Annotated in this window: 24 protein-coding genes and 2 tRNA genes; 19 read left to right on the plus strand and 7 right to left on the minus strand. The window is 71.1% G+C overall.

Going from position 1 to position 26,797, the window contains the following annotated elements; all coding sequences use genetic code 11:
• Positions 1-211: 211 nt before the first annotated feature.
• Complete coding sequence (locus tag EDF33_RS11325) at positions 212-1,255, plus strand: LLM class flavin-dependent oxidoreductase (protein WP_123292344.1); 1,044 nt, start codon at positions 212-214, stop codon at positions 1,253-1,255.
• Positions 1,256-1,342: 87 nt separating this feature from the next.
• On the opposite strand, the gene EDF33_RS11330 is transcribed toward EDF33_RS11325, so the two are convergent.
• The 5 genes from EDF33_RS11330 to EDF33_RS11350 all read right to left on the minus strand — a co-directional run bounded on the left by EDF33_RS11330 (position 1,343) and on the right by EDF33_RS11350 (position 6,818).
• On the minus strand, positions 1,343-1,960 hold the full coding sequence (locus EDF33_RS11330; protein ID WP_131921727.1) for a response regulator transcription factor: 618 nt from the start codon (positions 1,958-1,960) through the stop codon (positions 1,343-1,345).
• Positions 1,957-2,988 carry an ATP-binding protein gene (locus EDF33_RS11335; protein WP_131921726.1) on the minus strand — a complete coding sequence of 344 codons (1,032 nt, stop codon included), beginning with the start codon at positions 2,986-2,988 and terminating at the stop codon, positions 1,957-1,959. Before EDF33_RS11335 ends, EDF33_RS11330 begins: the two co-directional genes overlap by 4 nt.
• Before the next feature lie 150 nt (positions 2,989-3,138).
• A tRNA-Pro gene (locus EDF33_RS11340) sits at positions 3,139-3,212 on the minus strand.
• A gap of 91 nt (positions 3,213-3,303) precedes the next feature.
• Entirely contained in the window at positions 3,304-4,260 is a 957-nt protein-coding gene (locus EDF33_RS11345; RefSeq protein ID WP_131921725.1) for a metallophosphoesterase, read from the minus strand.
• Positions 4,257-6,818, minus strand: a complete 2,562-nt coding sequence (locus EDF33_RS11350; RefSeq protein ID WP_131879227.1) for a transglycosylase domain-containing protein — start codon at positions 6,816-6,818, stop codon at positions 4,257-4,259. Before EDF33_RS11350 ends, EDF33_RS11345 begins: the two co-directional genes overlap by 4 nt.
• Before the next feature lie 50 nt (positions 6,819-6,868).
• Here EDF33_RS11350 and EDF33_RS11355 point away from each other — a divergent pair, with 50 nt between their 5' ends.
• Complete coding sequence (locus EDF33_RS11355) at positions 6,869-7,027, plus strand: DUF4177 domain-containing protein (RefSeq protein WP_017888699.1); 159 nt, start codon at positions 6,869-6,871, stop codon at positions 7,025-7,027.
• Positions 7,024-7,485 carry a RidA family protein gene (locus EDF33_RS11360; protein WP_131921724.1) on the plus strand — a complete coding sequence of 154 codons (462 nt, stop codon included), beginning with the start codon at positions 7,024-7,026 and terminating at the stop codon, positions 7,483-7,485. Before EDF33_RS11355 ends, EDF33_RS11360 begins: the two co-directional genes overlap by 4 nt.
• A gap of 79 nt (positions 7,486-7,564) precedes the next feature.
• Here EDF33_RS11360 and acs read toward each other — a convergent pair whose 3' ends face one another.
• Positions 7,565-9,517 (minus strand): acetate--CoA ligase, encoded by a 1,953-nt coding sequence (acs, locus tag EDF33_RS11365; RefSeq protein ID WP_132100074.1) that lies wholly within the window; start codon positions 9,515-9,517, stop codon positions 7,565-7,567.
• A gap of 885 nt (positions 9,518-10,402) precedes the next feature.
• Here acs and EDF33_RS11370 point away from each other — a divergent pair.
• The 12 genes from EDF33_RS11370 (at position 10,403) to EDF33_RS11425 (ending at position 20,219) form a co-directional block, all read left to right on the plus strand.
• On the plus strand, positions 10,403-11,299 hold the full coding sequence (locus EDF33_RS11370) for an ATPase, T2SS/T4P/T4SS family (RefSeq protein WP_132100075.1): 897 nt from the start codon (positions 10,403-10,405) through the stop codon (positions 11,297-11,299).
• Between the two features lie 59 nt (positions 11,300-11,358).
• Complete coding sequence (locus EDF33_RS11375) at positions 11,359-12,159, plus strand: type II secretion system F family protein (RefSeq protein ID WP_165918796.1); 801 nt, start codon at positions 11,359-11,361, stop codon at positions 12,157-12,159.
• Positions 12,160-12,243: 84 nt separating this feature from the next.
• Positions 12,244-12,456 (plus strand): DUF4244 domain-containing protein, encoded by a 213-nt coding sequence (locus EDF33_RS11380; RefSeq protein WP_123292154.1) that lies wholly within the window; start codon positions 12,244-12,246, stop codon positions 12,454-12,456.
• Positions 12,440-12,790 (plus strand): TadE family protein, encoded by a 351-nt coding sequence (locus EDF33_RS11385; protein ID WP_132100076.1) that lies wholly within the window; start codon positions 12,440-12,442, stop codon positions 12,788-12,790. The genes EDF33_RS11380 and EDF33_RS11385 overlap by 17 nt, the downstream gene beginning before the upstream one ends.
• A 16-nt stretch (positions 12,791-12,806) precedes the next feature.
• Complete coding sequence (locus tag EDF33_RS20405; protein WP_185020917.1) at positions 12,807-13,256, plus strand: hypothetical protein; 450 nt, start codon at positions 12,807-12,809, stop codon at positions 13,254-13,256.
• Complete coding sequence (topA, locus tag EDF33_RS11395; protein ID WP_132100077.1) at positions 13,232-16,039, plus strand: type I DNA topoisomerase; 2,808 nt, start codon at positions 13,232-13,234, stop codon at positions 16,037-16,039. Before EDF33_RS20405 ends, topA begins: the two co-directional genes overlap by 25 nt.
• Positions 16,036-16,671 (plus strand): dTMP kinase, encoded by a 636-nt coding sequence (gene tmk / locus EDF33_RS11400; protein WP_123938662.1) that lies wholly within the window; start codon positions 16,036-16,038, stop codon positions 16,669-16,671. Before topA ends, tmk begins: the two co-directional genes overlap by 4 nt.
• A gap of 61 nt (positions 16,672-16,732) precedes the next feature.
• Positions 16,733-17,875: a DNA polymerase III subunit delta' gene (locus tag EDF33_RS11405; RefSeq protein WP_123292158.1), complete on the plus strand. Its 1,143-nt coding sequence runs from the start codon at positions 16,733-16,735 to the stop codon at positions 17,873-17,875.
• 48 nt (positions 17,876-17,923) lie between these two features.
• Positions 17,924-18,559, plus strand: a complete 636-nt coding sequence (locus EDF33_RS11410) for a TetR family transcriptional regulator (protein WP_132100078.1) — start codon at positions 17,924-17,926, stop codon at positions 18,557-18,559.
• 46 nt (positions 18,560-18,605) lie between these two features.
• Positions 18,606-18,678, plus strand: a tRNA-Thr gene (locus EDF33_RS11415).
• A 195-nt stretch (positions 18,679-18,873) separates the two neighbouring features.
• Complete coding sequence (locus EDF33_RS11420; protein ID WP_132100079.1) at positions 18,874-19,677, plus strand: glycoside hydrolase family 16 protein; 804 nt, start codon at positions 18,874-18,876, stop codon at positions 19,675-19,677.
• A 101-nt stretch (positions 19,678-19,778) separates the two neighbouring features.
• Complete coding sequence (locus tag EDF33_RS11425) at positions 19,779-20,219, plus strand: BLUF domain-containing protein (protein WP_123938665.1); 441 nt, start codon at positions 19,779-19,781, stop codon at positions 20,217-20,219.
• 3 nt (positions 20,220-20,222) lie between these two features.
• Here the strand turns inward: EDF33_RS11425 and EDF33_RS11430 are convergent, their stop codons facing one another.
• Positions 20,223-21,902, minus strand: coding sequence for an HAD family acid phosphatase (locus EDF33_RS11430; RefSeq protein ID WP_132100080.1), 1,680 nt, complete (start codon positions 21,900-21,902; stop codon positions 20,223-20,225).
• Positions 21,903-22,031: 129 nt separating this feature from the next.
• On the opposite strand from EDF33_RS11430, the gene EDF33_RS11435 reads away from it, so the two are divergent.
• The 4 genes from EDF33_RS11435 to EDF33_RS11450 all read left to right on the plus strand — a co-directional run bounded on the left by EDF33_RS11435 (position 22,032) and on the right by EDF33_RS11450 (position 26,797).
• Positions 22,032-23,027: a Gfo/Idh/MocA family oxidoreductase gene (locus EDF33_RS11435; protein WP_132100081.1), complete on the plus strand. Its 996-nt coding sequence runs from the start codon at positions 22,032-22,034 to the stop codon at positions 23,025-23,027.
• Between the two features lie 73 nt (positions 23,028-23,100).
• A complete protein-coding gene (gene dacB / locus EDF33_RS11440; protein ID WP_243692438.1) occupies positions 23,101-24,609 on the plus strand; it encodes a D-alanyl-D-alanine carboxypeptidase/D-alanyl-D-alanine-endopeptidase in 1,509 nt (502 codons plus the stop codon).
• Positions 24,610-24,632: 23 nt separating this feature from the next.
• The gene (locus EDF33_RS11445) at positions 24,633-25,253 is read left to right on the plus strand and encodes an isochorismatase family protein (protein WP_132100082.1); all 621 of its coding nucleotides are present in this window, start codon (positions 24,633-24,635) and stop codon (positions 25,251-25,253) included.
• A 116-nt stretch (positions 25,254-25,369) separates the two neighbouring features.
• Entirely contained in the window at positions 25,370-26,797 is a 1,428-nt protein-coding gene (locus EDF33_RS11450; protein ID WP_243692444.1) for an NAD-dependent succinate-semialdehyde dehydrogenase, read from the plus strand.

Genomic DNA, 26,797 nt, shown 5'->3' on the forward strand with positions numbered 1-26,797 from the left:
GCGGTGCAGCCCCGCCACGGGCCTCCCGGCCGTCGCGCCTGACGTCCAAGGCGCGCCGCATGCGTCCGCCGTTCGGTCGCGAACCGTCGCTTGTGCGACGTCCGGGTGACGCCTGGTGACCGGTCGACCGGCGGACGACGGCGTGTCCGGACCGGTGGTGGAGGCGGTCTCGTCGTGGAATGCGTGCGCCGCGGCGTGCGTTGCTGACCACATGAGCGACGACACCCTGCACCTGTCCGTCCTGGACCTGGCGACGCGCGAGTACGGCCAGTCCAACACCGAAGCCCTGCAGGGCTCGATCGACATGGCGGTCCACGCCGAGAAGCTCGGCTACGAGCGGTTCTGGGTCGCCGAGCACCACGGCATGCCCGGCATCACCTCGTCGGCCCCAGCGGTGCTGCTGAGCGCCGTGGGCGCGGCCACCTCGACCATCCGCATCGGCTCCGGCGGCGTCATGCTGCCGAACCACGCACCCCTCGTCATCGCCGAGCAGTTCGGCACGCTCCGAGCGCTGTACGGCGACCGCGTCGACCTCGGACTCGGCCGTGCGCCGGGCACCGACGGGGCGACCGCGATGGCGCTGCGCCGCACCGACCGGCTCGACGTCGACGACTTCCCCGACCGCCTGGCTGACCTGATCGGGTTCTTCACCGGTATGTCCGCGGACAACCCGTTGTCGGGCATCCGCGCGGTGCCGGGCTACGGCGACGTGCCGGAGTTCTGGCTGCTCGGTTCCTCCGGGTACAGCGCGCAGGTGGCCGGGGCGCTCGGCGTCTCGTTCGCCTTCGCCCACCACTTCGCGTCGGACAACACCGAGGCGGCGCTCGCGTTGTACCGGGACTCGTTCCGGCCCTCGCGGTTCCGCCAGACGCCGAACGCCCTCATCGGCGTGCAGGTCGTCACGGACGAGGACCCGGCCGTCGTCGACGAGCAGAGCGCTCCCGGGATGATCTCGTTCATCCGGATGCGCTCCGGACGGAAGCCCGAGCCGGTCTCGATGGACGAGGCCCGCGCGTACGAGTTCAACGACCTCGAGCGTCGGTTCATCGCCGCCCGCACCGAGCGCCAGGCGTACGGCACCGCCGACCAGGTCGCGGACAAGATCAACGCGCTCGTGGAGTCCACCGGGGCGAACGGTGTGATCGTCGCTCCGGGTGCTGCGCAGGCGCGCTACCGGCACCAGGCGCTCGACGTGGTGGCGGGGCTGCACGCCGCCGGGCGGCTCGTGCGCGCTGGCGCGTCGGCGTCGGTCTAGCTCGCTCGTTCGTTCGCTTGGTGAGCAGAAATGGTCGGGTCGCCGTCGGGCACCCGACCATTTCTGCTCACCAAGTGGAGCGGAGCCTCAGGTGAGCAGACCGAGGCGCGTCGCCGCAGCCACGGCGCCGACCCGCGAACCGACGTCGAGCTTGCGGAACACGTTGTAGACGTGCCGCTTGACCGTGCCGATCGCGAGCTGCAGGTCCGCCGCGATCTCGGCGTTGGTGCGCGCAGCCGCGAGGAGCCGCAGGACCTCGAGCTCGCGGTCGCTGAGTGGTGATCCCGCGCGGGCCTCGGTGACCAGGTCGACCGGGAACGTCACCGGCGCGGCATCGGCGTGTGCGGCCCGGGCGATGCGGTCGACGAGCTCGCGGCTCGGGGTGTCCTTCGTCACGAAGTCGACCGCACCGGCGTCGAGCAGTGTCCGACGCAGGACGGCATCGCGGTGCATCGTGAGCACCACCACGCGGACGTCCGGACGGGTGCGGCACACCGTGGCGATCGTGGTGCGTGCCGGCGGACCGTCGAGCTCGACGTCGAGGAGCAGGACGTCGATGGCGGCAGCTTCGGGGGAGTCGAGGACGTCGGACGGACGCTCGCCGTGCGCGACCACGCGGATCGTGGGGACGGCGGCGAGGATCGTGGCCAGTCCTTCGCGGAACAGCTGGTGGTCGTCGACGATGGCGACGTGCGTGACGGTCACAGCGTGCCCCTCGGGATCGTCAGGCGGACGGTGGTGCCGGTGCCGGTGCCTGGGGTGCTCTCGACGTCGAGTCGCGCGCCGATGACCGCGGCCCGCTCGCGCATGGTCTGCTGCCCGAGGCGTCCGTCGGCGTCGGCATCGGGGTCGAAGCCCGGGCCGTCGTCGGAGACCGTCACGACGAGGGATGCCGAGGTCCACGCGAAGTGCACCTCGGCGGTGGAGTGCGGAGCGTGCTTCCGGCGGTTCGTGAGCGCCTCGAGCAGGATCGTCAGCGCTTCCTCGGCCTGCCAGTTCGGCAGGTGCTCGGGCGTACCCATGGTGCTGAACGACAAACGGTGGTCGTCGGAGAACAGGTCCCTGGCGTGCCGGGCGAGCGCATCGTCGAGCAGGGCGTCGCCGACGCGGGCGTGCAGGCTCACCGCGAGGTCCTGCACGTCGCCGAGTGCTCGGCGCAGGAGCCGGGCGGCGTCGTCGAGCTGGTCGGCCCGTTCGCCGGCCGGGGGATCGGTCAGCAGCACCAGGTCGAGCCGCTGGAGCCCGGCGAGGATGCCGTGCGCCACGCGGTCGTGCAGGTCACGGGCGATCTGCGTGCGGGAGTCCAGGTGCGCCGTCGTGACGCGCTGGCGCAGCGCTTCCGTGTAGGCGACGGCCCCGGCGGGGAACCGGCTCCAGATGCCCGCGTGCAGGGCTCTGGTGGCGCGCAGGACCTCGGTGGTGGACACCGCGCCGACCTCGTCCACGAAGACGGGCAAGTAGGCGTCGAAGAGCATCTCCGCGGCGAGCATCGCGCCGGCGGGGTGCTGGGACTGTTCGGCGTGCAGGGAGCCGGAGGCCAGGTGCTCCGGATCGAGGTACGCGCCGCTCACCACGCTGTCCTCGGCACCGGCGGCGTAGCGCGCGTGTGCCTCGGCGATCATCGACGTCACGTTGTCGACGAGGTTCTGCGTCAGGACCGGGTCGTCGGCGAGCTCGGGGAACTGTGCGGCGATCCGTTCGAGGACCGGGCGGAGGTGGTCGGCGCGTGACATCGCTGTCGAGGCTATCCGTGTCGTCGCGGCCGGGGGAGCGGCGGCCGAGTCGTGTGTCGGGAGGTGTAGTGCCGAGCGCCCGACCGTGGAAAAGCAGAAGGCCCCGGTTCCGGAGAACCAGGGCCTTCTTCGTACTGTCTCAACACAGTGTCGGGGTGACAGGATTTGAACCTGCGACCTCCTCGTCCCGAACGAGGCGCGCTACCAAGCTGCGCCACACCCCGCGGTGTGATCACTCCGTACCGGAGCAACCCGACAATACTATCCGATGATCGGGGGTGCTCACGACCATCCGGCGAACTCCCGGGCGCGTCGTCAGGAGGTGCGGGCGGTGAGGGTGACGACGACCGCTTCGGGGCGGCACGAGAACCGCACGGGCGCGTAGATCGAGGTGCCGAGACCGGCCGAGACCTCGAGCCACGACCAGTGGTTCCGGTGCTCCCACTTGTGCAGCCCGCTGACGTACCGGCGGGGCAGGTCGCTGTTCGTGACGAGGGCACCGACCCCGGGCACCTGGACCTGGCCGCCGTGGGTGTGGCCAGCGAAGATGATGTCCGCACCCTGGGTGACGAAGGCGTCGAGCACGCGGCGGTAGGGCGCGTGCGTGACTCCGATCGCGACGGGAGCTGGGCCGTCCTCGTCTTCGGACCAGGGCACCTCGCCGCGCATCTCGTCGACGTTCGTGGGGAGCAGGTCGAGCCGGTCCCAGTCGCGGTGTGCGTCCGAGGTGCCGAACAGCTCGAACCGCGAGCCGCGGAGCTCGATGGCGCGGGCGTGGTCGTTCAGGTCGAGCCACCCGAGGGACTCGAAGAACGCCGTCTGCCGGTCGATGTCGAGCTCGACGGGCTTCGCCTCGCTGTGCATGCGGCTCGGGCCGGAGAAGTACTTCAGCGGGTTGCGCGGCGACGGTCCGAAGAAGTCGTTCGACCCGTACGCGAACACGCCGGGGACACCCCGGAACGGCTCCAGTGCGTACTCCACGGCCGCGTTCGCCGTGGGGTGCCCGAGGTTGTCGCCGGTGTTGACGATGAAGTCCGGCTCCACCAGGGACAGGTCGCGCAGCCACTGCTGCTTGTCGGCCTGCCACGGGGCCATGTGGATGTCGGACAGGTGCAGGACCGTGACGTCACGCGACCCCGGCGGGAGGACCGGGACGGTCTCCCACCGGATGCCGAAGCGTCGACGCTCGACGAGCGAGCCCCAGGCGAACGAGGCGGCGCCGACGGCCGCGCCGGCTGCGAGGACCCCGAGCGCGGCGCGACCCCGGGTCACTTGCAGTCCTTGGGCGCCTTGCCGTTCTTGTCGCCGTACAACTGGATGTTCACGTCGGCGTTCTTGTCGGCGGCAGCGCCGATCGCGGGTTCGACGGCTGCGACCTTGCACGTCTTGTTCCCGCCGCCCTTCGCGAAGTCGTCCGACACGTTGACGTTGCCGAATCCGGCGTCGTTCAGCGCCGAGCGGGCATCGCCGAGCGAGTCACCGCCGATCTCCGGCACGTTGGCCTGCGAGCCGTCCGAGGTGTAGACCGTCACGCTCGAACCGGAGGACAGGAGTGCACCAGCGGACGGCGAGGTCGACGACACCGAACCGGGGTTGCCGGTGCCGGGGCGGGCGCCACCGTCGACGTAGGTGAAGCCGGCGCCGGAGATCGCTGCGCGGGCTTCGTCAGCGGTCTTCCCCTGCAGGTTCGGGAGTGCCTTGGCGTTGCCACGGATCGCCGTGGGCTGCGGGTCTGTGAAGGCACCGGCGGGATAGGTGGCATTGATCGCGGTCATCGCCTGCCGCCACACATCGGCGCGGGATCCGGCGTACGTGCCGTTGACCCCGTTGCTGTAGTGCCGGAGGTTGTTCTTCTTGCCGTCGGTGTTGCCCTGCCAGTAGGCGGTGGCGACGCGTGAACTCGCGCCGACGAGCCAGATCTGGTCAGCCTCGTCGGTCGTGCCCGTCTTGGCGAACATCTGGGTGCCGTCCGGCGTCTGTGCACCGCGCGCGGTACCGCTGGTGATCGTGCCCTTCATGGCGTAGATCGCAGCCTGTGCGAACGCCGGGTCAACTGCCTGCTGGCAGTCCTTCGTCTGGCCGCCGAGCTGCTTGCCGGACGGCGAGGTGATCTGGTCGATGGCGATCGGCTTGCAGTAGATGCCGTTGTTCGCGACAGCGGCGTAGGCAGCGGCCATCGTCATCGGGGCGATCTCGTTGGTACCGAGGATGGCCGACGGGTTCTGGTACTGCAGCTCGCCGCCGTCAGCGCGGTGCACACCGAGCGACTGCGCGATGTCCCGGATGTCGCAGAGGTCGAGCTTCTGGGCCATCGACGCGAACGCGCCGTTGATCGAGCCAGCGGTGGCCCCGAGCACGCTCCAGTTGCCGCCCTCGCCCGGAGCGTCATTCGAGACGTCGAACTTCGTGTAGTCGGTCTGACCGCAGATGGTCCACGGCGTGACCACACGTTCAGCACCGCTGACGGTCTCGTTGAGCCCGTGGCCGGTCTTGATCCAATCCAGCAGGGTGAAGAGCTTGTACGTCGAGCCGGTCTGGAACCCGCCGGAGTTGCCGTACTTGTAGTCGACGCTGTAGTTCAACGAGGTCGATGTCGGTGCCGACTTCAGCGACTCGTCGAAGTCCTTGTTCTGCGCCATCGTCACGATGCGGCCGGAGCCGGCCTCGATCGAGTTGAGCGTCGCGCCCAAGGCCAGGTTCGTCTCGGCCTTGTTGTCGTAGGTGTTGAGGAGCTGCTTCTGCTCGGCGTTGAGGTCGATGTTCAGCGTCGTCTGGATCTTGTAGCCGCCGTTCCGCCACGCGGTGTCGCGTGCCTTCTGCGACGAGCCGAGCTGCGACATCTCGAGCACGACCTTCTTGGCGTAGTCGCAGAAGAACTGCGAGCCGTCGCCGACCGATGCCCGGCAGCCCTGCGAGGGCTGCGTCAGGTGCACGTAGTCCGCGGGCTTCGACAGGCGGGCCGTGCGGTACTCGGCCTCGGTCAGGTTCTTCTGGTCGTACATCGAGCGCAGGATGACGTTGCGCCGGGCGACGTTGGCGTCGTACTTCTTCGGCGTCGACAGGTTGCGCGCCTCGGGGTACTGCACGATGGCCATCAGCGAGGCGGCCTCGGCCGGGGTCAGGTTCGTCGCACTCTTGTTGTAGTAGTGCTGCGCAGCGGCCTGCACACCGTAGGTCTGGTCGCCGAAGTACGCGATGTTCAGGTAGGCGGTGAGGATCTCCTTCTTGGAGTACTTCTTTGCCAGCCCGATCGCGAGCTTCATCTCCTCGAGCTTGCGGGGGATGGTCTGCTCGACGGCCTCGTTGTAGGCCTTCTGCTGCTCCTTCTTCGTGGGGAGGTTCAGCGCTTCGTTCATCTTGATGTTGCGGACGAGCTGCATGGTCAATGTCGACCCACCGCCCGAGTCGCCGAGTCCACCGGCGATGCTGCCCACGCCGGCGCGGATGAGCGAGGTCATGTCGACGCCGCCGTGGCTGTAGAAGCGCTTGTCCTCGCCGTCGATGGCCGCGTTCTTCAGCTGGTCGCTGATCTGGTCGAACTTCAGTTCCTGCCGGTTCTGGTCGTACAGCGTCGCGAAGTGCACCGACTTGCCGCCCGAGTACGCGTACAGCTCGTTGCGCTGCGGCAGGTCACCGATCTCGATGTACTCCGGCAGCGACTCGAACACACCGATCGTCGAGGTCGTCGTGACACCGGCGACCGCGATGGCCGGGGTGACCCCGATCGTGACGAGCAGGCCGGCGAGGGCACTGAACCCGACGAATCCGATGAAGGCGCCGACTGCTGAGACGGGCTTGGTCCGCGAGGCAGACGTCTTCTGGGCAGACATAGGATGCAGCCTAAACGACACCCACGACTGAAAGGCTGGCAAGGAACCGCATGACTCGCTGGGAGTACTTCACCACGCCCCTGATGATCCACAACACCACCGCCATCCTCAACAACTACGGGGACGAGGGCTGGGAGCTGGTCCAGATCGTCACCGGCCCCGAGGGTGGGCTCGTCGCGTACCTCAAGCGTCCGAAGGCCGACGCATGAGCATCGCGGACCGCCTCGCCGAGCTGGGGCTGACGCTCCCGCCGGTCGCAGCACCCGTCGCCGCCTACGTCCCCGCGGTCGTCACCGGCCAGTACGTCTACACGGCCGGCCAGCTGCCGTTCGTCGACGGCGCTCTGCCCGTCACCGGCAAGGTCGGAGCGTCGGTCGACGCTGAGACCGCCACCGCGCAGGCCCGCGTGGCCGCGCTCAACGCCCTGGCCGCCGTCGAGTCGGTCGCCGGGTCGCTCGACCGCGTCGCCCGGGTCGTCAAGGTCACCGTGTTCGTCGCGTCGGAGCCGTCCTTCACGGGCCAGCCCGGGGTCGCGAACGGCGCCTCCACCCTGGTCGGCGAGGTCTTCGGCGACGCCGGCGTCCACGCGCGCAGCGCGGTGGGTGTGGCCGTGCTCCCGCTGGACGCTCCTGTGGAGGTCGAGCTGGTGGTGGAACTGACGTCCTGACGGACCGTCAGCAGTGAAGCGAATGCAGGTGGGGCCTCCAGTCCGACATGGACTGGAGGCCCCACCTGCGTGACACGGACTACATGAGTTCCGCGATGGTCGCCATGATCGTCGGGTCGGCCAGCGTCGTCGTGTCGCCGATGCGGCGGCCCTCGGCCGCGTCGCGGAGCAGACGCCGCATGATCTTGCCGGAGCGCGTCTTCGGCAGCTCGGGGACGATGACCACCTGGCGAGGCTTCGCGATCGCACCGATGCGCTTGCCCACCCAGTTGCGGAGTTCGGTCGATGCCGATTCGCGGTCGACGTCGGCGGCGGCCTCGGCGGTCAGGATGACGTACGCGACGACCGCCTGTCCGGTGGTCTCGTCGGCGGCTCCGACGACGGCGGCCTCGGCGACGCCCTCGTGCCCGACCAGGGCGGACTCGATCTCGGCCGTCGACAGGCGGTGCCCGGAGACGTTCATGACGTCGTCGACGCGGCCCTGGATCCAGATGTCGCCCTGGCCGTCGAGCCGCGCTCCGTCGCCGGCGAAGTACCGGCCGGGGAACCGCGACCAGTACGTTTCGACGAAGCGGTCCGGGTCGCCCCAGATGCCGCGCGCCATCGACGGCCACGGCTCCGTGATCGTGAGGTAGCCGCTCTCTCCCGGGTCGGCGCGGTTGCCGTCGTCGTCGACGATCTCGGCGACGATGCCGGGCAGCGGCGTCTGCGCTGCGCCGGGCTTGAGCTTCGTCACGCCGGGCAGCGCGGAGATCATGATCGCGCCGGTCTCGGTCTGCCACCACGTGTCGACGATGGGCGTGCGGTCGTGGCCGATGACCTGGCGGTACCAGTTCCACGCCTCGGGGTTGATCGGTTCGCCGACGCTGCCGAGCAGACGGAGGGTCTCGAGACTGCGCGCCTCGGGGATCTCGCGGCCGGCCTTCATCGCCGCGCGCACGGCGGTCGGCGCGGTGTACAGGACGGTGACGCCGTAGGAGTCGACGATGTCCCACCAGCGGCCGGGCTTCGGCTCGTCGGGCGTGCCCTCGTAGAGCACCTGCGTCACGCCGTTCGCCAGGGGGCCGTAGACGACGTACGAGTGCCCGGTGATCCAGCCGATGTCGGCGGTGCACCAGTAGACGTCCTTCTCCGGGTGCATGTCGAACACGTTCTTGTGCGTGTACGCGGCCTGGGTCAGGTAGCCGCCGGAGGTGTGCACGATGCCCTTCGGCTTCCCGGTCGTGCCCGAGGTGTACAGGATGAAGAGCGGGGTCTCGGCGGGGAAGGCTTCGGGCGTGTGCTCCGGGGCGGCCTTCGCGACCTCGTCGTGCCACCACAGGTCGCGGTCGTTCCAGGCGATCTCGTTGCCGCCGCGCTTGACGACCAGGACGTGCTCGACGCTGTCGGTGCCCTCGCCCTCGAGCGCCTCGTCGACCGCGGGCTTGAGCGCTGACACCGCGCCACGGCGCCAGCCGCCGTCCGCCGTGACGACGAGCTTCGCGCCGGCGTCCTCGATGCGGGCGCGGAGGCTCTCGGCGCTGAACCCGCCGAAGACCACGGAGTGCACGGCGCCGATGCGGGCGACGGCGAGCATCGTCACGACGGCCTCGGGGATGAGCGGCAGGTAGACGACGACGCGGTCGCCCTGTCCGACGCCGAGGTCGGTGAGCATGTTCGCGGCGCGCTGCACGTCGGCGGTCAGTTCGGCGTAGGTGATCCGGCGGGTGTCGCCGGGAGCGCCCTCGAAGTGGATCGCCACCCGGTCGCCGTTGCCCGCGCGGACGTGCCGGTCGAGGCAGTTCTCGGCCACGTTGAGCGTGCCGTCGGCGAACCACTTCGCGAACGGGGCGCCGGACCAGTCGAGGGTCTGCGTGAACGGCGTGCGCCAGTCGAGCAGACTGCGGGACTGCTCGGCCCAGAAGGCCTCGCGGTCGGCGGCGGCGGCCTCGTGCAGGTCTTCGTGCGCGACGGCGTCGGCGACGAACTCGGGTGTCGGCGGGAAGGTGGCGCCGTCGTCCTCGCGGTGGTCGGTCTGGGTCGGAGTGGACATCGATGTCCTTTCGCGTCGTTGCGTCCTCAGGGTGCGCCACGGAGACTACCCCTCGGCCCGTGCGCTGCGCGGTTGCGTGACGAGCGGCGGCCCGGGTCCGGGGAGCGGGGCCCCGACGGCGGGCCCGGGTCTGGGGCAGCGGGGCCGCGACGGCGGGCACCAGCGTGTCTTGGTCGCGGCGGCACGCCCGGCGGTCGTGTCGGGGGTTGCCCCGAGGGGCGGATCGTGGGGTACAGTAGTTCCTGCTGGACTCGTTTCCGGCGGCATCGAATCGGATTCCCCCCAATCCTTCGATGTCCAGGCGGCACCAGTTCCCCCCAACCGGTGCCGCCTCTTCTTTTGTCCGTGGTCCGGCTCGAGCGATCAGCGCTCGCCGGCCGCCGACGATCGGCGGCGATCCGCACGGGGGCGCCGGTCGAGTGGACAGACCGGTACATGCTCACGCATGGAGCGCGCGATGGGCTCGTAGCAATTGCTACTCCGTCCCGGTGCCCGTGGTCGACGGCGCCCGCTCGTGTGGTCTGTCGTCGCGCTGCGCCGGGCGCTCCTCACCGAGTGGGGTACGGCTTTCCGTTTCGGGGGACAAATCGGTCCGTTGGTGCCATCGGCGCTTACCTCTCCACAGGCTGGTTGTGGCACCGGATGCCGAAAACGGCTCTCCTCCTACGCTCTGGCGTCATGCACCGTCACCGTGCCACGCCGTTCCTGCCCGGGGCCGGGCCTGTTCCGCCCAGGGCCGGACCGTTTCTGCCCGGGGCCGGGTCCGTTCTGCCCGGGGCCGGGCCTGTCCCGCCCGGGGCCGGGCCTGTTCCGCCCGCGGCTGCAGCCACCGCCCTTCGGCGTCGAACGCACGGTGTCGTCGAGTTCGAGGAACTCGCCGGCCTCGTGACGGACGCCGGGGTCACCGACGTCCTGGTCGTCGGCGGCGTCGGCACCTGGACCGACCGTGGCGGCGGACTCGAAGCCGCCGCGCCGCGCCTGAGCGAGGCGCGCACCCGGGAGCTCGCCACGCGGCTGGTGGCGCTCGGCGGACGCCACGTCGACGAGACCACTCCGTGCGCCGACGTCCGGCACGGCGACGGGATCCGGGTGCACGACGTGCTCGCCCCGGTCTCGGTCGGTGGCACGGCGATCTCGATCCGGCTCCCACACCCAGACCGGCCGACCCTCGCCGCACTCGACCGCGCCGGCACCTTCGAGCACGTTCCGCGCTCCGTCGTCGAGGCGGCCGTGCACCAGCGCCGCAACGTCCTGGTCACCGGTGCCACCGGCAGCGGCAAGACCACCCTGCTCGCCGCGATGCTCGGCGCCGTCCCGGCCGACGAGCGGATCGTCACGGTCGAGGACGTCGCCGAGCTGCGCATCGCCCACCCGCACGTGGTCGCACTCGAAGCGCGGCAGGCGAACGCCGAGGGCGTCGGCGCGCTCGGCCTCGACCGGCTCGTGCGTGAGGCCCTGCGGATGCGCCCGGACCGGATCGTCGTGGGGGAGTGCCGGGGCGCCGAGGTCCGCGAGCTCATGTCCGCGCTGAACACGGGCCACGACGGGGGTGCCGGCACCGTGCACGCGAACGGTGTCGCTGACGTCGCCGCTCGGCTCGAGGCGCTCGGCGCCCTCGCCGGGCTCGGCGTCGAGGCGCTCGCCCGACAAGCGGTCAGCGCGTTCGACCTGGTGCTCCACGTCGAGCGTCGGGCAGGCGGACGACGGCTCGCTGCGGTGGGCGCGTTCCACGTCGGGTCGGACGGGAGGCTCGGGGTGCGCCCGGTGGACGGGGCACCGTGAGCAGGGGGTCGCTCCTGGGACGTCGGGTCCGGCGTCCCGCGCCGTTCGACCCGGCGCGCGTGGCCGGCACCCTGGACCGGGTCGCGACGCTCGTCGCCGCCGGGGTCCCGCCGCCGCGGGCCTGGGAGCTCGTCGGCAGGCTCCCTGCAGGGACCGCTCCCGCGTCCGCGGACATCGCCGTCGTCCTGCGGGTCGCGGACCGGACCGGCGCCCCCGTCGCGGAGACGCTCGGGGCCCTCGCCGGAGCGCTCCGCCGATCGGCAGCGTCGGACCGGGCGATCCGGGTCGCCCTCGCCGGCCCGCGCACCAGTGCCCGCGTCGTCCTGGCGCTGCCGTTGTTCGGCCTCGGACTCGGGGCCGCGTGGGGGTCCGGAGCCGTGCAGGTCCTCACGAGCTCGCCGCTCGGCTGGGTCTGCTCGGCGCTCGCCACCGTGCTCGTCCTGTCCGGGCGCGCCTGGACCGCGCGGCTCGTCCGGTCGGCGACGCCGGACGGACGCGTGCCCGGGGTCGTCCTCGACGCCTGGGCGGTGGCCGTCTCGGGCGGTGGTTCGTGGATCGCCGCCGGCGAGGCGGTCCGTCGTGCCGCCGACGGGATCGTCCCGCCGGCTGCCGACGTGGCTCGCCTGCGCGAGGTCCTCGACCTGGCCGTGCGAGCGGGCGTGCCCGCGGCGGGACTGCTGCGCCGCGCCGCGGAGGACGTCCGTGACGACGCTGCTGCCGCCGGCCTCGCCGCGGCCGAGCGCCTGGCCGTCCGACTGGTGCTGCCGCTCGGTGTCTGCGTCCTGCCCGCGTTCGTGCTCGTCGGAGTGGTCCCCGTCGTGGTCGGCGTCCTCTCCTCCACCGTCGTCGGTGCGCGATGACCTCTCCACAGATGCCGCTCGAGGCGCTGATCGTGCGGTGGCCACGCGCCACGCTGGGATCACCGCAACAGAAGGGACGAACCCATGAGCACCACCCCGAACCGAATCCGTCGCACCAGCCGCGTCGTCGACCGGCTCCGCGCCGTCGCGCAGGACGACCAGGGGTCCGCGACCGCCGAGTACGCGGTCGTCATCCTCGCCGCCGTGGCGTTCGCCGGCGTGCTCGTCGCCGTCATGCGCTCGGGCGAGGTGCAGACCATCCTCACCGAGCTCGTCCGCGGTGCCCTGTCCCTGTGACCACGAGCGGCGCTCCGACCGGGGCTCGGTCACGGTCGAGTTCGCGGTCGTGCTGCCCGCCGTTGCACTCGTCCTCACCCTGCTCGTCGCGGCCGTGCTGGTCGTCGACGGACAGGGACGCCTGCAGTCGGCCGCCTCGGCGGCTGCGCGGGGCGTCGGGCGCGGGGACGACGCCGTCGGACTCGCCGCCGCCGAGCGGATCGCGCCGGGATCCTCCGTCACGATCCGGCGCACCGACGACCTGGTGTGCGTCGACGCCACGCGCGGCGGCACCGGTCCGTTCTCGGCGCTGCCGCTCCGGGCGACGGCGTGTGCTGCGGCCGGGGGACGCTGACCCCGAGCGCGGTTCGGTGACCGTGCTCGTCGCCGCCGTCCTCGGCGTCGGGGTGCTCGTCGCGTCGTCAGCGCTCGCCGCCGCCGGACACCGCACGCAGGCGGTCCGGGCCGGGGACGCCGCCGACGCCGCCGCGACCTCGGCCGCTGCGACGTCCATCGGACTCTTGACCGGCTCGCCGTGCGACGTCGCCGAGCGGGTCGCACGGGCGAACGGCTCGGCCCTCGTGGCCTGCGACCTCGCCGCCGCGACGGCCCGGGTGCGGGTGGTCGTCGGCTCCGGACCGTTCGCCGTCGGCGCATCCGCGGTCGCCGGTCCGGCGGACGACCACCCCGACCACGGTGTGTATGGTGTGCCTGTCGGCCACCGGTCACCGATGTCCCGGGCGACCCGGACACGTTCGTGTCCAGGGCCGACCAGCACCACGGATCAAGGAGACACGTGCCAGGCACGAAGAAGCTCGTGATCGTCGAGAGCCCTGCGAAGGCGAAGACGATCGCGCAATACCTCGGTGACGGATACGAAGTCCAGGCCTCGGTCGGACACATCCGCGACCTCGTCGAGCCCAAGAACCTGCCGGCCGAGCTCAAGAAGGGCTCCCTCGGCAAGTTCTCGGTGGACGTCGACAACGGCTTCGAGCCGTACTACGTCGTGTCCGACGCCAAGAAGAAGACGGTCGCCGAACTCAAGCGTGCGCTCAAGGATGCCGACGAGCTCTACCTCGCAACAGATGAAGACCGCGAGGGTGAAGCGATCGCGTGGCACCTGCTCCAGGTCCTCAAGCCGAAGGTCCCCGTCAAGCGGATGGTCTTCCACGAGATCACGAAGGAGGCGATCCAGCGGGCGCAGGAGGCCACCCGTGAGCTCGACACCGCCCTCGTCGACGCGCAGGAGACCCGCCGCATCCTCGACCGTCTCTACGGGTACGAGGTCTCGCCGGTCCTGTGGCGCAAGGTCGCTCCCGGCCTCTCCGCCGGTCGTGTGCAGTCCGCCGCGACCCGGCTCGTGGTCGACCGCGAACGCGAGCGGCTCGCCTTCGTCTCGGCCAACTACTGGGACCTCTCCGCTCGGTTCGAGAAGACGGGGGAGTCCTCCTTCTCGGCGCGACTCGCCCGGATCCAGGGCACCCGCGTCGCCTCGGGGCGCGACTTCGACGACCGCGGTGCGCTCAGCGGTGACGTCGTGCGTCTCGACGAGGCCGCAGCCGCCTCGCTGACCACCGTGCTCGAGCGCGCCGGGGACGCCACCGTCCGCAGCGTCGACTCGAAGCCGTACACCCGCCGTCCGGCGGCACCGTTCACCACGTCGACCCTGCAGCAGGAGGCAGCACGCAAGCTGCGCCTGTCGCCGCGGCAGACGGCGCGTGCAGCGCAGACGCTGTACGAGAACGGGTACATCACCTACATCCGTACCGACTCGGTCTCGCTCTCGAAGCAGGCGATCGACGCGGCCCGCAAGCAGGCGGCCGACCTGTACGGCGCCGCGACCGTGCCGGACAAGCCCCGTCTGTACGCGAGCAAGAGCAAGAACGCGCAAGAGGCGCACGAGGCGATCCGTCCCTCGGGCGACTCCTTCCGCACTCCGCAGGAGCTCCAGGGCACGCTCACCGGTGTCGAGTGGCGGCTCTACGACCTCATCTGGAAGCGCACCGTCGCCTCCCAGATGGCGGACGCCAAGGGCTCGACCGCATCGATCGTGCTCGGTATCTCGTCGACCGAGTCGGTCGAGGGCATCACGTCGACCGCGAACGGCACGGACGCCGAGTTCACCGCGTCCGGCACCGTCATCACCTTCCGCGGGTTCCTCAGCGCCTACGAAGAAGGCCGCGACGAGGACCGCCACGAGTCGAGCGAGCGTGCCGGTCAGGACGTCGCACTGCCCGACGTCAAGCAGGGCGAGCACCTCGAGGTGCACGACGTGCTGGCGAAGGGGCACGACACCACGCCGCCGCCGCGCTTCACCGAGGCCAGCCTCATCAAGACGCTGGAAGAGCTCGGGATCGGGCGTCCGTCGACCTACCCGACGATCAGCCCGACGATCATCGACCGCGGCTACGTCTCCCTGCGCGGCACCCAGCTCGTGCCGAACTGGATCGCGTTCAGCGTGGTCCGGTTGCTCGAGGAGTACTTCGGCGATCTGGTGGAGTACGACTTCACCGCCGAGATGGAAGAGGACCTCGACCGGATCGCCCGCGGCGACGCCGACCGGGTCGACTGGCTCAAGGGCTTCTACTTCGGTGGTGGCGCCGACGACCAGCGCGGCCTGCGGACCGTCATCGACAACCTCGGCGAGATCGACGCGCGTGAGATCAACTCGGTCGAGCTCGCACCGGGCCTCACCCTGCGGATCGGTCGTTACGGCCCCTACATCGAGGTGCCGAGCGACGACCCGGAGAAGCCGCGTCGCGTCAACGTCCCCGAGGACCTGGCGCCCGACGAGCTGACCGTCGAGAAGGCCAAGGAACTCGTCGACGCCCCCGTCATCGGCGACCGCGTCGTGGGCATCAACCCGGACACGGGCAAGGAGGTCCTGGCGAAGGACGGCCGCTTCGGCCCCTACGTCACGGAGCGCACCCCGGAGCCCGAGCCCACCGTCGACCCGAAGACCGGCGAGGTCGTTGACGCCGCGGCCGCAGCCCCGGAGCCCGCAGCAGCCGAGGCCCCCGCCGAGACGACGACCGGCAAGAAGGCCCCGGCGAAGAAGGCCCCGGCGAAGAAGACGACGAAGAAGGCCGCGGCGCCCAAGGAACGGACCGCCTCGCTCTTCAAGTCGATGGACCCGGCGACCGTCGACCTCGAGACCGCGCTGAAGCTCCTCGACCTGCCCCGCGTCGTCGGACAGGACCCGGAGACCGGCAACGACATCACCGCGCAGAACGGTCGCTACGGCCCGTACCTGAAGAAGGGGACGGACACCCGAACGCTCCCGGGCGAGGACGCGATCTTCGACATCGACCTCCCCGGTGCGCTCGAGATCTTCTCGCAGCCGAAGTACGGCGGGAACCGTGCCGCGAGCTCCGCGCTGAAGGAGTTCGAGGCGGACCCCGTGTCCGGCAAGCCGATCAAGATGAAGGACGGCCGCTTCGGCCCCTACGTCACCGACGGCGAGACGAACGCGACGATCCCGAAGGGCGAGGACGTCGAGGCCGTCGACCACGCCCGTGCGGTCCAGCTCATCGCGGACAAGCGCGCCAAGGGTCCGGTCAAGAAGAAGACGCCTGCCCGACGGGCGCCGGCGAAGAAGAAGTGACCGGACGGTTCATCACGCTCGAGGGCGGCGACGGCGCGGGCAAGACGACCCAGGCCGAGCTGCTCTCGGCGTGGCTCGTCGAGCACGGCCGCACCGTCCTGCGCACCCGCGAGCCCGGCGGCACCGACCTGGGCCTCAGGATCCGCGAGATCGTGCTGCACGAGCGCGGGCACGTGTCGCCCCGGGCCGAGGCGCTGTTGTACGCGGCAGACCGCGCGCACCACGTCGAGACGGTCGTGCGTCCCGCGATCGCCCGCGACGAGGTCGTGCTGCAGGACCGCTACATCGACTCGTCGGTCGCCTACCAGGGCGTCGCGCGCGGCCTCGGCGCCGAACACATCCGCTCGGTGTCGGAGTGGGCGGCGGACGGCCTGGCGCCGGACCTGACGATCCTGCTCGACCTCGACGTGACGGTCGGACGCGCCCGGGTCGCCGCGGCCCGTGGCGACACGTTCGACCGCCTGGAGTCCGAGGCCGAGGCGTTCCACGAGTCGGTGCGACGGGCCTTCCTGGACATGGCGGCGGCCGAGCCCGACCGCTTCCTGGTGGTCGACGCCGGCGGATCCACCGATGACGTGCAGCGTGCCATCCGTGCCGCGGTCGCCCCGCTCGTCGCGATCGACCCGGCATGACCGTGGTCGCCCGCATGGTGGTGGTAGCCCGCATGACGGTGGTCGCTGACAGGATGGTCCCGTGAGCGTGTGGGACGGCCTGACCGGTCAGGAAGAAGCAGTCGCCTCCCTCCGGAACGCCGCGGAGTCGACCGACGGCACCGGCGGCATGACGCACTCGTGGTTGATCACGGGGCCGCCCGGGTCCGGCCGGTCGAACGTGGCGACGGCGTTCGCCGCGGCCCTCGTGGGCAACGGTCCCGACGACGACCACACCCTGCAGCAGATCACCGCGAAGACCCATCCCGACGTGTCGGTGCTCACGACGCAGCGCGTGATCATCACGATCGACGAGATCCGGCAGCTCGTGACCTCGTCGTACTACTCGCCCTCGGTCGGGCGGTACCGCATCGTCATCATCGAGGACGCCGACCGCATGACGGAACGCACCTCGAACCTGCTGCTCAAGGCGCTCGAAGAACCTCCGGAGCGCACCGTCTGGATCCTCTGCGCTCCGAGTGAAGCCGACCTGCTGCCCACCATCCGGTCGCGCGTCCGCTCCGTACGCCTCCGGGTCCCCGGCATCGAGTCCGTCGCCGACCTGCTCGTCGCCCGCACCGGCATCGACCGCGCCCTCGCGATGGACGCAGCACGGCAGGCGCAGAGCCACATCGGCATGGCGCAGCGCCTGGCCACGAGCGAGGACGCCCGCGATCGTCGCCGCCGCACCCTGACGACCGTGCTCGGCGTCCGGAGCGTCGGCGACGCCGTGATGGCCGCCGCCGACCTGCTCGCCGTCGCCGACGAAGACGCCAAGGCGATCACGCAGCAGCGCGACTCCGAAGAACGCGACGCCGCACTGCGATCGCTCGGCATCGAACCCGGCGGGACGATCCCGCCGGCCCTCCGCTCGCAGCTCCGGCTGCTCGAGGACGACCAGAAGCGCCGTGCGACCCGCAGCCTGCGCGACGGTCTCGACCGCATCCTGGTCGACGTGTCCTCGCTGTACCGCGACCTGCTCCTGCTCGGTCTCGGTGCCCCGGCGGAACCCGTGAACCTGGCGATGCGCGACCACCTCGACCAGGCCCTGCAGTCGGTCACGCCGGCCGCGGCGCTCGAGGTGCTCGACGCGATCGCCCTCGCCCGGCAGCGGATCGCCGCGAACGTGGCGGCGTTGCTCGCGCTCGAGGCGCTGCTCGTCACGATCGCCCGCGTCCGCCACTGACCGTGACGGACTCTCCCCGCGACGAGTGGGGCATGGGACAATCACGGCATGCCCGACGCTGAACCCGGCCTGCGCGAACGGAAACGCCGCGCCACCCGCCGCGCCATCCAGGCGGCCGCGCTCCGCATCACGATCGAGGACGGCCTCGGTGCGGTCACCGTGGACGAGATCTCGCGTCGAGCCGACGTCTCACCCCGCACGTTCTTCAACTACTTCCCGAGCAAGGAACAGGCGATCCTCGGGGACGACCCGGAGCTGCCCGACGACGCCGCGCTGCAGGAGTTCGTCGACGGGGGACCGGACGGCGACCTGCTGTCGGACCTCGGTGCACTGCTCGTGCACTCGACGCAGGAGCTCATCGAGGAACGCGGACTCATCGAGGAACGGCAGCAGGTGCTCCGGGCGAACCCCGAACTGTTCAGCCGACGCATGGAGTCGATGAAGGAGTTCCAGGCCGAGATCCAGGCGGCGGTCGCCCGGCGGCTCGAACGCGAGGACCCCGAGCTCGCCGCGGACCCCGACGCGCTCCGTCGTCGGGCGCGCCTGGCGTCGATCGTGGCGCTCGGTGCGCTCCGGCACGCGTGGTGGGAGTGGTCCGGGTCCGAGGCCGGTTCGCACCTGGTCGACGAGCTCCGCAGGTCCTTCGCCGAGCTCGGCGTGCTCGTTTCGCGTTCACTCGTCTGAGCCTGTATAGTCATTGATCGTGCCGCTCCGGGTTCGGAGCGAGCGCGCCGCCTTAGCTCAGTCGGTAGAGCGATTCACTCGTAATGAATAGGTCGTCGGTTCGATTCCGACAGGCGGCTCAGAACACGTCCCCGGTCACGGATCTGCAACAGGTCCTGACCGGGGATTTTTGCGTCTGCGGGAAACCGCACCCCTTGGCTCCGGACCAGACAGCGGGGGAGGACGCGGGTTAGCCTCGTCAGGACGCGGGGATCCCCGCGACCGACCACCTGCACCGCCCCGTACCCCCTCGGCGGACGACCGACGGAGGTACCGTGTTCAAGCGTGCGACGACCGTCGTCCTGGTGGCTGCTGCGGCTGCTGCGCTGGCCATCACGGCCGCCGCGGTGCCGGAGTCGCGGGCGACGTCATCGGCGGCCCCGGCCGGCGCATCGAGCAGCAGCGCGACCCCGACCCCGCACCCGACCACGGTGGCCACCGATCCGACCATCGGGCGCACGCCGACCTTCTCGGTGGACTTCGACACGCCGGCTGCGGCGAACGGCCCGTTCGCGGCGACGTACGCGCAGTCGTGGCAGCCGTACCCGGACGCTACCGGCGGCAAGTACTGGTCGAGCAAGATGGTCAGCGCGCACGACGGGTACATGGACATCGCCCTCGACGGCGAGCACGGATCGGCCGGCACGTTCGGCACGCCCGAGGACGCCTGGTCGCACGTCGGCGGGTCGTTCAGCATCCGCGCCCGTGCCACCGGCGGCGACAAGAACGGCGCAGCGATCATGCTCTGGCCGACGTCGAACGACTGGGCGGACGGCGAACTCAACTACCCCGAGGGCAACTTCGACGGCTCGCCGCGGGTGTTCCACCACTCGATGCTGCCCGGGGACGAGAAGGCGTCGGACAACTACAACACCCGGGTGTCCTGGCGGGACTGGCACACCTACACGACGGAGTGGATCCCCGGGCGGGCGATCCACTACTACCTCGACGGCAAGCTCGTCTTCACGGTCGCGCGGAACGTCCCGACGACCCCGCACCGCTACATGGTGCAGGTCGGCAACTGGGGCAAGGCCGGCAACCTGCAGATCGACTGGGTCCGCACCTACGACGCGCAGTGACGACGGGCCGCGCCGGCCCGCTCCCCGTTCTGGGGCTTCGCCGGACCTCCGTCGTGCGGGACGATCGAACCGAAGCCGTGTTCTCCGTTCGGAAGGTCGTCATGCTCCTGTCACTCGTCTACATGAGCGCCGCCGACGAACCCTTCGACCAGCCCCGCCTCGACGCGCTCCTCGAACACGCCAGGGCCCGGAACGCCGCATCGGGCCTGTCCGGCCTGCTCGTGTACAAGGACGGCCGCTTCATGCAGCTGCTCGAGGGGCCCGAGGCCGCGGTCCTCGAGACGTACCAGCGGATCACCGAGGACCCCCGGCACACCGACGTCGGGCTGCTCGTCGAGGAGCGGATCCACACGCCGCGGTTCGGCGAGTGGACGATGGCGTTCGACCGCGACCACGAGACCGCGCTCCCCGACGGCTTCGACACGTTCCTGTCCGACGGCGACCGGAGTGCGGACACCAGCAAGGCGCGAGCGTTGCTGCGCTGGTTCCGCACCCACCCGATGGCCGCGCCCGACGCCGCCCTGGGCAAGCACCGGCGCTGAGGGTCAGGGCAGGTAGTACGTCGGGTTCGGCAGCTTGACGCTGCGGTCCGCCGAACCCCCGAGCAGGTCGCTGTACTGGTCGCCGAAGTTCGCGACCACGTCGTAGCGTCCGCCCGATCGTGACTCGATGTGCGCCCGGGTCTGCGACTTGTACTCGACGGTGGTGCACTTCGCCGTGGCGCAGGTGATGTACGACGGCTGCTGCGACGCCCCGACCCCGGTCCACTTCGTGTAGTACGTCTCGGTGCCGCGCTTCGTGGCCGAGAACTGCGGGGAGCCGACGCGCTGCAGGTTGTCGATGGTGGCGGTCTCCTGATCGGCGTTCCGGCCGGTCAGCCCGATGATCGTGCAGCCGGAACGCTGTGCGATCGACACGAGCGAGGTCATCGACGGGGTCGCGGGGAACCGTTCGTCCTGCACCCACTCGTCCTGCCGTGCGGGGTCGAAGACGAAGTGCATGTCCGCGACCTCCATGTCGTAGGTCCAGAGCGTCGTGTCGTCGGCGTCGAGCACGATCGCAGGGTTGCGGTGCAGCTTGCGGCCGACGGCGCACTGGGCGGCGACGACGGGGGCCTGCCGCCGGACGAGGGACCGCATCTCGCGGATGTACGGGGAGTCGGTGCGGTTCGCGAGTCCGGTGCCGGGGTCGCCGTAGTACGTGGCGATGGTCTTCTTGACGGAGTCGATGTTCGGGATGCCCTCACCGGACTGGGTCGCACCGGACGTGCCGTCGGCCGCCATCGTGAACTGCGTCCGGGGCGCGAGCCGGGGCTCGGAGACGCCGGGCAGATCGGCCGAGGGCAGGTAGTAGGTGGGGTTCGGCAGCTTGAGGGACCGCTCGGCGTACCCGCCCTGCAGGTCGCTCCACTGGTCGCCGATGTTCAGCGTGATGTCGTAGCCGAGGTCCTGCTCGATGTGCTTGCGGGTCAGGGCCTTGTACTCGACGGTCGTGCAGCTCGCGGCGGCGCAGGTCACGTACGACGGCTGCTGCGAGGCACCCTTGCCGGTCCACTTCGTGAAGAAGCGGTCCTCGGTGAAGGCGGTGTAGCCGACCTTCGACAGGTTCTGCACGGTCGCGGTCTTCTGGTCGTCGTTCCGGCCGGTCAGTCCGAACACGGTGAAGCCCATCGCGGCGGCCCGGTTGACGAAGCCGACCATGGACGGGGTGGCGGCGAAGCGCTCGTCCTGGACCCACTCGTCCTGCCGTGCGGGGTCGAAGACGAAGTGCATGTCCGCGACCTCCATGTCGTACGTCCACAGGGTGGTGTCGTCGGCGTCGAGGACGATCGCGGGCTTCTCGCCGTGGCGGACGGCGCGGTCGTGGATGCGCTGCAGCGACGCTCCCTGGCGGGCGACGATCGATCGCATCTCGCGGATGTAGGGGGAGTCGGTCCGGTTCGCCAGGCCCGTGCCGGGGTCGCCGTAGTAGGTGGCGATGGTCTTCTTGACGGAGTCGATGTTCGGGATGCCCTCGCCGCCCTGGGTCGTACCGGACGTGCCGTCGGCAGCCATCGTGAAGTGCGTCCGCGGGGTCAGGCCGGCGTCGGCGGAGTGCCCCGGCGAGTGTCCCGGTCCGTGTCCTGGGTCGCCCCACCCGTGTGCGCTGGCCGGACCGCCGACGAGGGTGGACGTGAGGACGATCGCCGCACTGGTGGCGACGACGGAGAGGACGGAACGGCGCATGGAGGACCTGCACACCTTCGACTCGGGGAGGAGTGACCCCCGGATGGGGGATCTCGCAGCACGTTAGCTGGCAATCACCCGTGGAGTCCATACCAAAGTGCTGCGGCCAGTCCTGGTAGACATGGCCGCATGACGGTTCGCTGGGGAGTCATCGGCACGGGCGGCATCGCCCGGTCCTTCGTGGGCGACTGCGTCGCCGCCGGCATCGAGTTCACGGCGGTCGGCAGCCGCACCCGCGACGGTGCCGAGGCGTTCGCGGCGGAGTTCGGCATCCCACGGGCGCACGGCTCCTACGAGGACCTCGTCGCCGACGACACGGTCGACGCCGTGTACGTCGCGACCCCGCACGTCCGGCACGCCGAGGACGCCCTGCTCGCGATCCGCGCCGGCAAGCACGTCCTCGTCGAGAAGGCCTTCACGATGACGGCGGCCGAGGCGCGGACGGTGGTCGATGCTGCCCGTCGAGCGGGCGTCGCGGTGACCGAGGCGATGTGGACCCGGTTCCTGCCGCAGATGGCGATGATCCGCGAGGTCCTGGCCGAGGGGCGCATCGGCCGGCCGGTGCTCGTCGAGGCGACGCACCACCAGGCTCTGCCCACCGACCCGTCGCACCGGCTGCGCGATCCCGCCCTCGGCGGTGGAGCCCTGCTGGACCTGGGCGTGTACCCGGTGTCCTTCGCCGTCGACGTGCTGGGGGTGCCCACCTCGCTCGTCGCGGCCGGCACGCTGAGCGAGCAGGGTGTCGACACGCAGATGGGCATCGTCCTGACGCACGACGGCGGTGCACAGTCGGTGATCCACTTCGGGATGGACGTGCGCAGCCCGAACACGGCCTCCGTGATCGGCGAGTCGGGGCGCATCGACGTCGACTCGACCTGGTACACCCCGACGACCTGGCGGATCCGGGACCGCGACGGCGTCGTGGTCGAGGAGTTCGACGCGCGCGAGGAGCTCGCAGGCTACGGCCACGAGGCGCGCGCGTTCGAGGCGATGGTCACGTCCGGCGTGCACGAGGGCGGTCCGATGGACGCCGAACAGTCGGTCGCGATCATGGCCGTCATGGACGAGGCCCGCCGCCAGGTCGGCGTGCACTACCCCGCGGACGACGCCTCCACAGCGCCCTGATCCGGGTCGCGTCGTCCACATCGGGACGATCCGGCATGGAAGCTCCTGCCGCAGTTCCGTAGGATCGGTCGCGATGTCCGAGCAGCAGCCCACCCCGCCTTCCGTACCGGAGCGTGTCCGCGCCGCCGTCGCAGCCGCGCGCGCCTCCGCCGTGCGCCGCCCGGTGCCCTGGATCGCCGGTGGGCTCGCGGCCCTGCTCGTGATCGGTTCGGGCGGGGCCGTCGCGGTTGCCGCGGCGATGACACCGGACACGGGCACGACGGCCGCGCCGGCGACCACGTCGCGTGCGACCTCGACGCCGAGCCGGTCGACCGCCACCACGAAGCGACCGACGAGCACGCCGACACCCACCCCGGACGCCCGCGCCGTGCCGAAGGACCCGGCCGGCCCCTCCGCCCTGCGCACCTGCTCGATCGCCGGGGCGGCGTCGGCGAGTGGTCTCGGCGCGTTCGAGGGGTACGTCATGGACGCGAAGACCGGCGAGGTCCTGTTCTCGAAGGACGGCGACGAGGCCGCCCAGACCGGCAGCGTCATGAAGACCCTGACGACGGCGACGGCGCTCGCGGTGCTCGGCGGCGACCACCGCATCCCGACCACGGTCACGCAGGAGTCCGGCGGGACCATCGCGCTGGTCGGGCACGGCGACGCCACCCTGTCCGCCGGCAACGGCACGGTCTACCCGGGGGCCCCGACGCTCGCGCAGCTCGCCCAACAGGTCAAGGCGAAGGTCGGCGACACCCCCGTCACCACGATCGTCACCGACGACACGTACTGGAGCGACGCCGACGCGTGGGACCCCACGTGGCCGGTGTCCGAGCGCACCATCGGGTACCAGCCGAAGGTGACGGCGCTCATGGTCGACGGTGACCGGGCGAACCCGGCCGCGGCGACCTCGCCCCGGTCCGAGGACCCGGTCGGCCGCGCGGGCGCCGCGTTCCGGACGGCACTGGCGAACGCCGGGGTCGCCGGGGCGGGGTCGGCACAGATCGTCAAGCGCGCCACGACCAGCACGAACACCATCGCGACGGTGTCGTCACAGCCGGTGTCGACACTGATCGGGCAGATGATCCCGAACTCGGACAACACCCTCGCCGAGATGCTCGCCCGGGTGTCGTCGAAGGAGTCCGGCTCGAACGGGTCGGCGGCGTCGCTGACCTCGGTGTACCAGTCGGCGCTCGGTTCCTACGGCGTCGACCCGGCCGGCATCGTCATCAAGGACGGCTCGGGCGAGAGCGCCGCGAACGCGGTGTCGCCGAACTTCGTCGCCCACCTCATGGTGCAGGTCGCCGCCGGCGCGAAGGGCCTCGGTACCCTCGCGAACGCCCTGCCCGTGTCGGGCCAGTCCGGCACCCTCGCCAGCCGCTTCACCGGCGCGAACGCCGTCGCCCGCGGCAAGGTGCACGCGAAGACCGGGTGGATCGACAGCGCGAACACCCTCGGCGGGTACATCGACGCCGCAGACGGATCGCGCCTGACCTTCGCGTTCTACGCCATCGGGTCGTCGCGCGCGGCCGCGCTGCCGGCGCTCGACGCGGTGACCGCGGCGGCCTACTCGTGCGGGAGCAAGCTCACCGACTCCTGAGTCACCGGGTGTTGGATGGGCCCATGGCACGGGCTCTCCTCATCGTCGACGTCCAGAACGACTTCACCGAGGGCGGTGCGCTCGGTGTCACCGGGGGCGCGGCCCTCGCGGAACGGATCAGCGCGTTCCTCGGCCGGCACGCCGAAGAGTACGACCTGATCGTCGGCTCCCGCGACTGGCACCACGGCGACGACGACAACGGCGGACACTTCGCCGGACCCGAGGGCCCCGACTTCGTCGACACGTGGCCCGTGCACTGCGTGGCCGGCACACCGGGCGCCGAGTACCACCCGGAGCTCGACACCGAGCCGATCGACGTCGACGTCTTCAAGGGCCAGGGCACGCCGGACTACTCGGCCTTCCAGGCGCGGACCGAGTCGGGCGTGCCGTTGCCGGAGATCCTGGCCGAGCACCGGGTGCACTCCGTCGACATCGTCGGCATCGCCACCGACCACTGCGTCCGGGCCTCGGCCCTCGACGCCCGCGCTGCCGGCATCGACGTCGCGGTCTACGAGGACCTGGTCGCCGGCGTCGACGTCGAGCGCAGCGCCCGCGCGCTCGACGACATCCGATCGGCCGGCGGGCACGTCGACCGCAGCGACATGGACGAGGGGCTCGCGAACCCCGGAGGAGCACAGCTGTGACCGAGACCAGCACCGACACCAGCGCCGACACCAGCACCGACACGAGCGCCACGACCGGCGACCTCACCACGACCGTGGGCGACGACCACGTCACCGTGCAGGGCGTGCCGACCGGCCTGTTCATCGGCGGGTCCTGGCGCCCGTCAGCGAGCGGCGCGACGTTCGCCGTCCGCGACCCCTCGACCGGCGACGTGCTGGCCGAGGTCGCCGACGCCACCCCCGAGGACGGCATCGCCGCGCTCGACGCCGCGGTCGCCGCGCAGCGGGAGTGGGCGGCGACCGCTCCACGCCAGCGTTCCGACGTGCTGCGTCGCGCGTTCGACCTGGTCCGCGCGCACGAGGACGACCTGGCCGCCCTGATGACGCTCGAGATGGGCAAGCCCCTGGCCGAGGCCCGCGGCGAGGTGGTCTACGGCGGCGAGTTCCTCCGCTGGTTCTCGGAGGAGGCCGTCCGCATCGGCGGCGACTACCGCACCAACCCCGAGGGCACCGGACGCGCGATCGTCCTGAAGCGTCCGGTCGGCCCGGTGTACGCGATCACCCCGTGGAACTTCCCCCTCGCCATGGCGACCCGGAAGATCGGCCCTGCACTGGCGGCCGGCTGCACGGTCGTCGTGAAGCCGGCGGAGCTCACGCCGCTGACCACGCTGTTCCTGGTCGAGCTGTTCCGCCGTGCCGGGCTGCCGGACGGCGTGCTCAACGTGGTGCCGTCCCTCGACGCCAAGGGCCTGTCCGAGCCGATCATCGCCGACCGCCGCCTCCGCAAGCTCACCTTCACCGGGTCGACGCCGGTCGGGTCCGCGCTCCTCAAGCAGGCGGCGGACAACGTGCTCAAGACGAGCATGGAGCTCGGCGGCAACGCCCCCTTGCTGGTGTTCGACGACGCCGACCTCGACGCCGCCGTCACCGCTGCGATGCTCGCGAAGTTCCGGAACGTCGGCGAGGCCTGCACGGCTGCCAACCGGTTCTTCGTGCAGGACGGCATCGCCGACGCGTTCGTGGCCGCCCTCACCGCGAAGGTCGACGCGCTCCGCATCGGCCGGGGTACCGAGGACGGCACGACGATGGGCCCGCTCATCGACGACCGTGCAGTGGACAAGGCCGCCGGACTCGTCGACGACGCGGTCACCCGCGGCGCGCGGCTCGTCACCGGCGGACACCGCGTCGAGCGGCCCGGTACCTACTACGCGCCTACGGTGCTGGACGACGTGCAGCCGGGGTCGGAGATCCTGACGACCGAGATCTTCGGACCGGTCGTGTCGATCACGCGCTTCGCGACCGAGGACGAGGGCATCCGGCTCGCCAACGACACCGAGTTCGGGCTCATCGCCTACGCGTTCACGACGGACTTCCCGCGCGGGCAGCGGCTCGCCGAACGCCTGGAGACCGGGATGCTCGGGCTGAACACCGGCGTCGTGTCGAACGCAGCGTTCCCGTTCGGCGGGGTGAAGTCGTCCGGGCTCGGCCGCGAGGGCTCGCACGAGGGCATCGAGGAGTACCTCGAGACCGTGTACGTGCTCACCCCGGACCCGTTCGCCGCCTGA

Origin of the sequence: Curtobacterium sp. PhB146, from assembly GCF_004342995.1 — a bacterium.
GTDB lineage: Bacteria > Actinomycetota > Actinomycetes > Actinomycetales > Microbacteriaceae > Curtobacterium.

Bases quoted from the DNA above. Each gene is read 5' to 3' on its own strand.
- EDF33_RS11325 (WP_123292344.1), top strand. From the start codon at position 212: ATGAGCGACGACACCCTGCACCTGTCCGTCCTGGACCTGGCGACGCGC.
- EDF33_RS11335 (WP_131921726.1), bottom strand. From the start codon at position 2,988: ATGTCACGCGCCGACCACCTCCGCCCGGTCCTCGAACGGATCGCCGCA.
- EDF33_RS11350 (WP_131879227.1), bottom strand. From the start codon at position 6,818: ATGTCTGCCCAGAAGACGTCTGCCTCGCGGACCAAGCCCGTCTCAGCA.
- EDF33_RS11355 (WP_017888699.1), top strand. From the start codon at position 6,869: ATGACTCGCTGGGAGTACTTCACCACGCCCCTGATGATCCACAACACC.
- EDF33_RS11360 (WP_131921724.1), top strand. From the start codon at position 7,024: ATGAGCATCGCGGACCGCCTCGCCGAGCTGGGGCTGACGCTCCCGCCG.
- acs (WP_132100074.1), bottom strand. From the start codon at position 9,517: ATGTCCACTCCGACCCAGACCGACCACCGCGAGGACGACGGCGCCACC.
- EDF33_RS11380 (WP_123292154.1), top strand. From the start codon at position 12,244: ATGAGCACCACCCCGAACCGAATCCGTCGCACCAGCCGCGTCGTCGAC.
- EDF33_RS11410 (WP_132100078.1), top strand. From the start codon at position 17,924: ATGCCCGACGCTGAACCCGGCCTGCGCGAACGGAAACGCCGCGCCACC.
- EDF33_RS11425 (WP_123938665.1), top strand. From the start codon at position 19,779: ATGCTCCTGTCACTCGTCTACATGAGCGCCGCCGACGAACCCTTCGAC.
- EDF33_RS11430 (WP_132100080.1), bottom strand. From the start codon at position 21,902: ATGCGCCGTTCCGTCCTCTCCGTCGTCGCCACCAGTGCGGCGATCGTC.
- EDF33_RS11435 (WP_132100081.1), top strand. From the start codon at position 22,032: ATGACGGTTCGCTGGGGAGTCATCGGCACGGGCGGCATCGCCCGGTCC.
- dacB (WP_243692438.1), top strand. From the start codon at position 23,101: ATGTCCGAGCAGCAGCCCACCCCGCCTTCCGTACCGGAGCGTGTCCGC.
- EDF33_RS11445 (WP_132100082.1), top strand. From the start codon at position 24,633: ATGGCACGGGCTCTCCTCATCGTCGACGTCCAGAACGACTTCACCGAG.